The 7,689-nt window shown below is 35.3% G+C and carries 6 protein-coding genes; 1 reads left to right on the forward strand and 5 read right to left on the reverse strand.

The features are described from left to right. Positions 1-3 precede the first annotated feature (3 nt). Entirely contained in the window at positions 4-1,374 is a 1,371-nt protein-coding gene (locus CCAND38_RS09650) for a Gfo/Idh/MocA family protein (RefSeq protein ID WP_042345073.1), read from the forward strand. 1,012 nt (positions 1,375-2,386) lie between these two features. Here the strand turns inward: CCAND38_RS09650 and CCAND38_RS09655 are convergent. The 5 genes from CCAND38_RS09655 to CCAND38_RS09675 form a co-directional block, all read right to left on the reverse strand. Further along, entirely contained in the window at positions 2,387-3,253 is an 867-nt protein-coding gene (locus CCAND38_RS09655) for a carboxypeptidase-like regulatory domain-containing protein (protein ID WP_042345071.1), read from the reverse strand. Between the two features lie 114 nt (positions 3,254-3,367). Beyond that, entirely contained in the window at positions 3,368-5,392 is a 2,025-nt protein-coding gene (locus tag CCAND38_RS09660) for a M3 family metallopeptidase (protein ID WP_042009059.1), read from the reverse strand. Between the two features lie 82 nt (positions 5,393-5,474). Next, positions 5,475-6,176, reverse strand: coding sequence for a DUF4197 domain-containing protein (locus CCAND38_RS09665; RefSeq protein ID WP_042009060.1), 702 nt, complete (start codon positions 6,174-6,176; stop codon positions 5,475-5,477). A gap of 63 nt (positions 6,177-6,239) precedes the next feature. After that, positions 6,240-6,947 (reverse strand): beta-carotene 15,15'-monooxygenase, encoded by a 708-nt coding sequence (locus CCAND38_RS09670; RefSeq protein ID WP_156129796.1) that lies wholly within the window; start codon positions 6,945-6,947, stop codon positions 6,240-6,242. Positions 6,948-7,183: 236 nt separating this feature from the next. After that, positions 7,184-7,689 (reverse strand): ACP S-malonyltransferase (locus CCAND38_RS09675; protein WP_042345075.1); only part of this gene is annotated, 506 nt, incomplete at its 5' end.

The raw sequence follows: 7,689 nt of genomic DNA on the forward strand, positions 1-7,689 counted from the left end.
CTTGTGGCTTGTAAAACTAAACAAGTGGGAGCCACTTCAATGGATAAAATAGTGTATCAGCCTATCAAGGTTGAAACTCCAAAACGTCCTGCAGGTCAAACGGACGTGGTAAATTTGGTAACTCCGAAGCTGGAAACTGTTCGCGTAGGTTTTATAGGATTGGGAATGCGAGGACCTAGTGCGGTGCAACGTTTTACACACATTCCTGGAGCAAAAATAGCAGCTCTTGCTGACATACGTCCTGAACGAGTAGAAAAATCTCAGCAAATCTTAGAAAAAGCTGGTTTAGCAAGGGTTCCAGGTTATAGCGGTTCACAGGACGCTTGGAAGGCTCTTTGCGAAAGAGAGGATGTAGATCTTGTTTACATTGTAACTGACTGGGAAACGCATGTCCCTATGGCTTTATATGCTATGGAGCAAGGAAAACATGTAGCCATTGAAGTACCAGGAGCAATGACTATGGAGGATATTTGGGCCTTGATTAATATGGCTGAAAAAAAACGTCTGCATTGCATGATGCTTGAAAATTGCGTGTACGACTATTTCGAATTGACTTCACTTAATATGGCTCAGCAAGGGCTATTCGGTGAAGTAATCCATGCTGAGGGGTCTTACATCCATAGTTTGGATGATTTCTGGAAAGCTTATTGGAATAATTGGCGTTTAGATTACAATGCAAAACACCGTGGCGATGTATATCCTACACATGGAATGGGACCTGCTTGTCAAGCTCTTGACATTCACCGAGGTGATAAAATGAATTATTTGGTTTCTTTTGACACCAAACCTTTCAAAGGGAAGAAGTTATATGAGCAATTGACAGGCAAAAATGGAGATAATTTCCAAAACGGAGATCATACTATGACAATGATTAAAACGGAAAAAGGAAAAACAATGCAAATTCAGCACAATGTAATGACTCCTCGTCCGTATTCACGTATGTATCAACTAACTGGAACACAAGGATTTGCTAACAAATATCCTACACAAGGATATACTATTGAACCTGAGAATATTTCAAAAGATGATGTGCCTAATCACGAAAATTTGAATTCTCATGGATTTGTACCTGAAGATGTGAAAAAAGCATTGATGCAAAAATACAAACACAGAATCCATATTGAATTGGAAGAACAAGCTAAAAAGGTGGGTGGACACGGAGGTATGGATTTCATCATGGACTATCGTTTAGTGTACTGTCTAAGAAATGGACTTCCTTTGGATATGGATGTGTATGATTTAGCAGAATGGTCTTGCTTGGTGCCTCTTTCTAAATTGTCATTAGAGAACGGAAGTGCACCAGTTGAAATCCCTGATTTTACGCGTGGAGCTTGGAACAAAGTTAAAAAATACAGACACGCTTTCGTTGACTAATCCTTTGTGAAGTTATATTGATTTCTAAGGATATAAAAAAATGTCTCGCGAATCTCTGTTATTGCTTTATCTACCACACTGCTTTCTTTACATTTTAAGGAGCTTGAGCAAGTTTTTTGTGATTTTCACAAACCTAAGATAGGAGTTTCTAAAAAATCGAGATATTTCAATTTATTAATTAAAAGAGGCTGTCCCAAAAAGGGCGGTCTCTTTTTTGTAATTTGATTAGACGAAAGAGGAACATATGTTGATTACTATTTTGGAATTGAGGGAAAGGCTAAAGGAAAACCACATAGAAGCATAGAAAAACTATGTGCCTATGTGGTTTATTTTCAGTATTTTATCTGTGTGTTATTTTTAGAGAGGTTTTATAGTATATAATTCTAAAACGAACAATCACAAAAAGTTAAATTTACAATAAGGTCCAAATATACCAAAGAGATATAAAAAGGCTTAAGGATAAGAGAAGAAAGTTAATTTTCTTAAAAATACCATTACTTTTTGTTGCAGACAAGTAAAAACAAAAAATTGAAATAAATCCTAATAGGATACAAAAAGCGGTAATACCGATAGTGTTGTTTATAAGATCTGGAATATTTTTATCGAAAGATTCGATAGCTTCCTCTCTGCTATTGGAATGATTAAAAATATGAAACCAAAGAAAAGCAAAATAGGAAATTATTGAAGTTAATATAACGCCTATACCAAAAAGAAATTTGTTCATAATCAATCAATTTAGTTATAAAATTTTATTTTTTTGCACTGGCTTCGTACAAGGATATAACTCGTAGCTTAGTTATTATTTTATTGAAATTCAATAGAATATAAGTCCTTTTAATTGCGTTTTCTGTTCAATAAAAAATGTTTTTTGATTTTCTCCAAAGTTATAAAAAACATTTCTAAAATTAGTATTGACTTTTAAAAATGTTTTTTATAGCTTTGTGAGTCTGGGTAGCTTTTGAGTGTATTCATTACTTTTCTAACCAAATCTACCATGAATCATGCTTTTTACTTAAATCTTTGTTTTATGACCTTTGATTGCAAAAGACACTCCGAGTCCTAAAGGAATTTTTTGGAACTTACCGTCATATCTAACCCATCCTCCTGAGAATGCTATCGGGAAGAGAATATTGTAATTATCCCCTTGAATATCAACTAATGATAATTCTATCCAAATTTTTCCTTTGGGTAAATTCACATAGATCTTTTCTGCAAAATCAGTCTTTTCTGTGACTTGTGGAAAATCAATATATATGGGTTTTTCGGTCAGAGGGACGAGTGATTCATCAGCTTCAACCTTGTAGAAGTTCAAACGGAACAGCGTTTTACCAGAGATATTTTTCAAGCATGTAATATGAAATTCTCGTGCAACATACTCTTGGCTTAGGGTGACAAAATCACCGACACTAATTTGTGTTGCTTTATAAGCAGTATTACTTTTCTCGTGGGAAGAGCTATTTTCTTTGTCATTTTCCGAATATTTCCCAAAACTTATTGTCGCACCGGGGAAACGAGTGCCTCTACCTTTGATGGTTCGCAATTTAGGCTCTTTATCAAAAACCACCACGGGAATCAATTCGATGTGATTTTCTTTCAAGATTATTTTGGAATCTGAAGGGATATCTTTAATTGCTATTGCTTTTCTATGATAACTCAAATGGGAAAAATAGATACTATCTATCGGTTTTTGAGTTGAAATATCAATGCTAAAATATCCTTTTTCATCGGAAATTACTCCTTTATATGTTCCAACAACACCAATATTCGCATATTCAACCGACTCTCCTTTTTCTCCTACGATTTGTCCTTTCAAGATTTTGTTTTGTCCGCAAACTATTGATATACAAAAACATATGATTAAAGATAAAATTTGTTTCATTTTTTTAATAAATTAATCGATAATATATTTTTAGAGTGTAAATCATTTAAAAAAACTTTGTCGAAGTTCTTAGATTTCGACAAAGTTGGATTTTGATTATGAATGTATTATGTTTTATTTTACAAGTCCGGCACGTTTCATCAGAGCGTCGGGAGAAGGTTCTTTTCCGCGGAAGCGTTTGTAAAGTTCCATTGATTTTTCACTGCCTCCTTTGCTGAGGATATGTTCTTTAAAACTATTTCCTACTTCTCGATTGAAAATTCCTTTTTCTTTGAACACTTGAAAAGCATCTGCATCCAATACTTCTGACCATTTGTAGCTGTAATATCCAGCGGCGTATCCTCCTTGGAAAATATGTGAAAAGGCGGTCGAAATGCAAGTGTCATCAATTTTTGGGTATAATTCCGTTGGTGCAACAGCCTTATCCTCGAATGATTTAATGTTTTTAATTGTATTCGGATTTGAATTGTGCCACGCCATATCCAAAACACCAAAACCTAACTGACGCATGGTTTGTAATCCTTCCATAAAAGCAGATGATTCTTTAATCTTATGGACAAGTTCCATGGGAATCAGCTCGTTAGTTTCATAGTGTCTTGCGAACAATGCTAAGGTTTCTTCCTCCGAACACCAGTTCTCCAATACCTGGCTTGGGAGCTCAACGAAATCACGGGAAACGCTGGTTCCACTCAGATTAGGATATTTGGTGTTGGCAAGAATTCCGTGCAAAGCATGTCCAAATTCGTGGAAAAGCGTACGCAATTCGTAGAAACTAAGCAATGAAGGTTGGGTTTGAGTGGGACGTGTAAAGTTACAAACGATAATCACATGGGGGCGAGAATTTACTCCGTCTTTAATATACTGATTTTTGAAAGAGGACATCCAAGCACCGGCTCTTTTTCCTGGTCTTGGGAAGAAGTCCGTGTAGAACAGTGCTACATAGTTCCCTTTTTCATCGGTAACTTTGTAGGTTTCAACTTCTTCGTGATATTTCTCAATGTTATTTATTTTTTCGAAATTAAGTCCGTATAGTCTATTGGCTACTTGAAACATTCCGTTAACGGCGTTGTTAAGACTAAGGTATGGCTTTAGTTTCTCATCATCAACATTGAAACGTTTCTGCTTTAACTTTTCGCTGTAAAACGTAAAATCCCATTTTTGGAAATCTCGAATACCATCTCTTTCCAAAGCAAAAGTTTTAAGTTCTTCCAATTCACGTTGAGCTGCAGGTTTCGCTTTTTCTAACAAATTGTTCAAAAAATCATTTACTATAGTTGGATTTTCAGCCATGGTTTCTTCCAAAACGAAATCAGCATGAGTTTTGTAACCTAATAAATTGGCACGTTCATGACGTAGTTTAGCAATTTCCAAAGCTATTTTTTGGTTGTCGTTATTGTTGTTTTGGAAACCACGACTTCCAAAAGCGATAAACATTTTTTTGCGAAGCTCTCTGTTTTCGGCATATTTTATAAAAGCACTGTAGCTTGGAAAATCTAACGTAAATACCCAACCTTGTTTTTTGCGGTCAGTAGCAATTTGAGCTGCAGCTTCAACAGCAAAATTAGGCAATCCTTTAAGGTCATTTTTATCGGTAATGTGCAATTCAAAAGCCTGTGTTTCAGCTAATACATTCTCCCCGAAGAGCAGACGTAAACGCGACATTTCTTTATCAAGTTCACGCAAACGCTCTTTGTCTTTTTCTGATAGATTGGCTCCATTGCGAGTAAAGCCTTTGTATGTTTTTTCTAATAAAGTGGTTTCTTCGGGCGATAGTTTTAATTTTTTACGTCCGTCATAAACCTTTTTAACTCGCTGAAATAAATTTGTATTTAATCGAATATCATTGGAATAATCACTCAACAGGGGAGAAATATTTTGAGCAACTTTTTGTAAATCTTTATTAGTTTCGGCACTGTTTAAATTGAAGAAAATAGCTGTGATTCTGTCCAATTTTTCACCATTGTAAGCCAACGCTTCGATAGTGTTTTGGAATGTTGGTTTTTCTTTTGAATTGGCAATCGCATCAATTTGTTTTAGACTTTCGGCGATGGCTTTTTCGATAGCAGGTTTAAAATCTTCTGCCTTAAACGCACTAAAAGGTGCCGATTCGTACGATGTTGTAAAGATGGGTTCTCTCATAGATTGTTGAGCTTGTAAACTACCGAATGAAGCGATAGTGCATAAAGTTATTATCTTTTTTTTCATGAACATAATAGTTTTATTAGTCTTGCAAGGCAAAAACTGATTTCAATAATGGAGTGGTACGTGCTGCCACGTTAGTTCGGATTTCTTTCTCTTTGTCGGCTACTTTTGTAAAAAGTCCGTTGATAGCTTGTTTAGTAACATAAGTTGTTAAATCGGCTTCAACAGGAGTTGTTAAAGGCAATTGATTGTAACGATTTATCAAGTTACTCCAAATTTTGTCAGCTCCCACTTGGCTTAAAGAATTCTGTATTTTGGGTGCAAAAGCAGCTTCTAAAGAGCTAAATGTGTTGTTTTTCAAGTAAGTAGTTGCTGCATTATTATCTCCTTTCAAAATACCCATAGCATCGTTAATGGTCATATTTTTGATGGCGGAAACAAAAATGGGTTTAGCCTCAGTTACGGCATTTTCAGCAGCTTTATTTAATACCTTTAGTCCTTCATCAGCTAAGGCTCCTAAACCGATTTTTCGGAGTGTAGCATCCACTTTTTGCAACTCGGCAGGAAGTAAAATTTTTACGGCTTGATCTTGGAAATAGCCTCCATCCTTACTAAGTAAATCTACCCCGTTAGAAACACCAATTTCTAAAGCCTGTTTCAATCCATCAGTAATATTAAAACCTGTGGTTGAAGATGTTGAATTGATAACTTGCTGCAATTCAGCACAACTATTCAATGTAAACGATGCTACAAAGAGCAGAGGTAAAGCGATTTTTTTCATACTATTCAATTTTATATTATTCTATTATTTTATAAACACTTTGCTAAACCATAAAGCTGATTTCTATCTTTTGGTTATTGCATACAAAGCGTAATTTATGGCATAGAAGAATGGTAGAGTAAAACATATTCCAACAACAAAAACTAAGATTCCGGAAAAACCCATAATGATTCCAAAAGCTAATACTAACAAAACCGTGAACATGAACGGTGCAATACGTGCTGAGCTTTGTCTCATAGCATCAACCAGTGATAGATTTTCAAATATTATTATAGGGATTGTTAGTGTTACCAACAATGAAATTAATATGGAAATAGAAACGTTTGCTACTTCTAAACCCAGAAAGTTCAAAAGTATGGAAATAATCGTTTTTATGGCTGTGATCACCAAAACAGAACCTAAAATTCGAGCCGTATAAGGAGAATTGTAAAATGAAAATAATTGTTTCATCGTTGGAAGCTCATTTTTTTGCACAGACCCAAAAATGCTATAAAACCCAGCAGTCATAGGAGCTATTATGCAGTTGATGAGCAACATAAATACTGTGAATTTAATTTGAAAGTCAGGTGAAATAAGAATACTTTGAAGTTGTTCAGGTGTTTGTATAGTAAAACGAGAAATCTCTTCCAAAGGAATGCCTAACAGCATCGGGAAAATAACAATATATAATCCAGTTATGACCAGAAACAAAACCAACATCCCTAAAGCGTTTACTAAGATAGAGGTGCGGAAAACTTCCCAAGCGGTTTTAAAGATATAAGCAATCGACACTTTTGTATATTTTTTTTACAGATGCGTTCCTATTTGGATATGCAAAAATACATGAAATCAAACAAGGAACAAATATATGGAATTATATTGAAAAATAGGAAAATAAGTAATTGAAATCTAATTTTTAAGATTTCTACTATTCGTTAAACAATTGTTTTTATCAAAAAAATGGGATTTATGAATTTCTGCTAAATCCCATTTGTTTTTATTACGGTAATAAATACATTTTTGTAAAACTACTCAGCTGAACTTACTACAGCGTCTTTATTAATTTTTTTAACCAACCCTTGCAACACTTTGCCCGGACCCACTTCAATAAATTCAGAAGCCCCATCTTGAATCATTTGCTGTACGCTCTGTGTCCATTTCACAGGGGCAGTTAGTTGCTGGATAAGATTCTTTTTGATCTGGTTTTCATCACTAACAGCTGTTGTTGTTACATTTTGATACACAGGACATATAGGTTTACTAAAGTGCGTATTCTCAATAGCCTTTGCTAATTCTTCCTCGGCGGGTTTCATCAATACTGAATGGAAAGCCCCTCCTACAGGTAGCACTAATGCTCGTTTAGCTCCTGCGGTTTTCATGGCTTCACAGGCTTTTTCTATAGCACTCAATTCACCCGAGATCACCAATTGCCCAGGACAGTTGTAATTTGCAGGAGTTACAATACCTTCGATGGATTCACAAACCTTTTCTACTACGGCATCATCCAAACCTAATACGGCAGCCATTGTTCCTG

Origin of the sequence: Capnocytophaga canis (assembly GCF_000827555.1) — a bacterium.
In the GTDB taxonomy this organism is placed as follows: domain Bacteria; phylum Bacteroidota; class Bacteroidia; order Flavobacteriales; family Flavobacteriaceae; genus Capnocytophaga; species Capnocytophaga canis.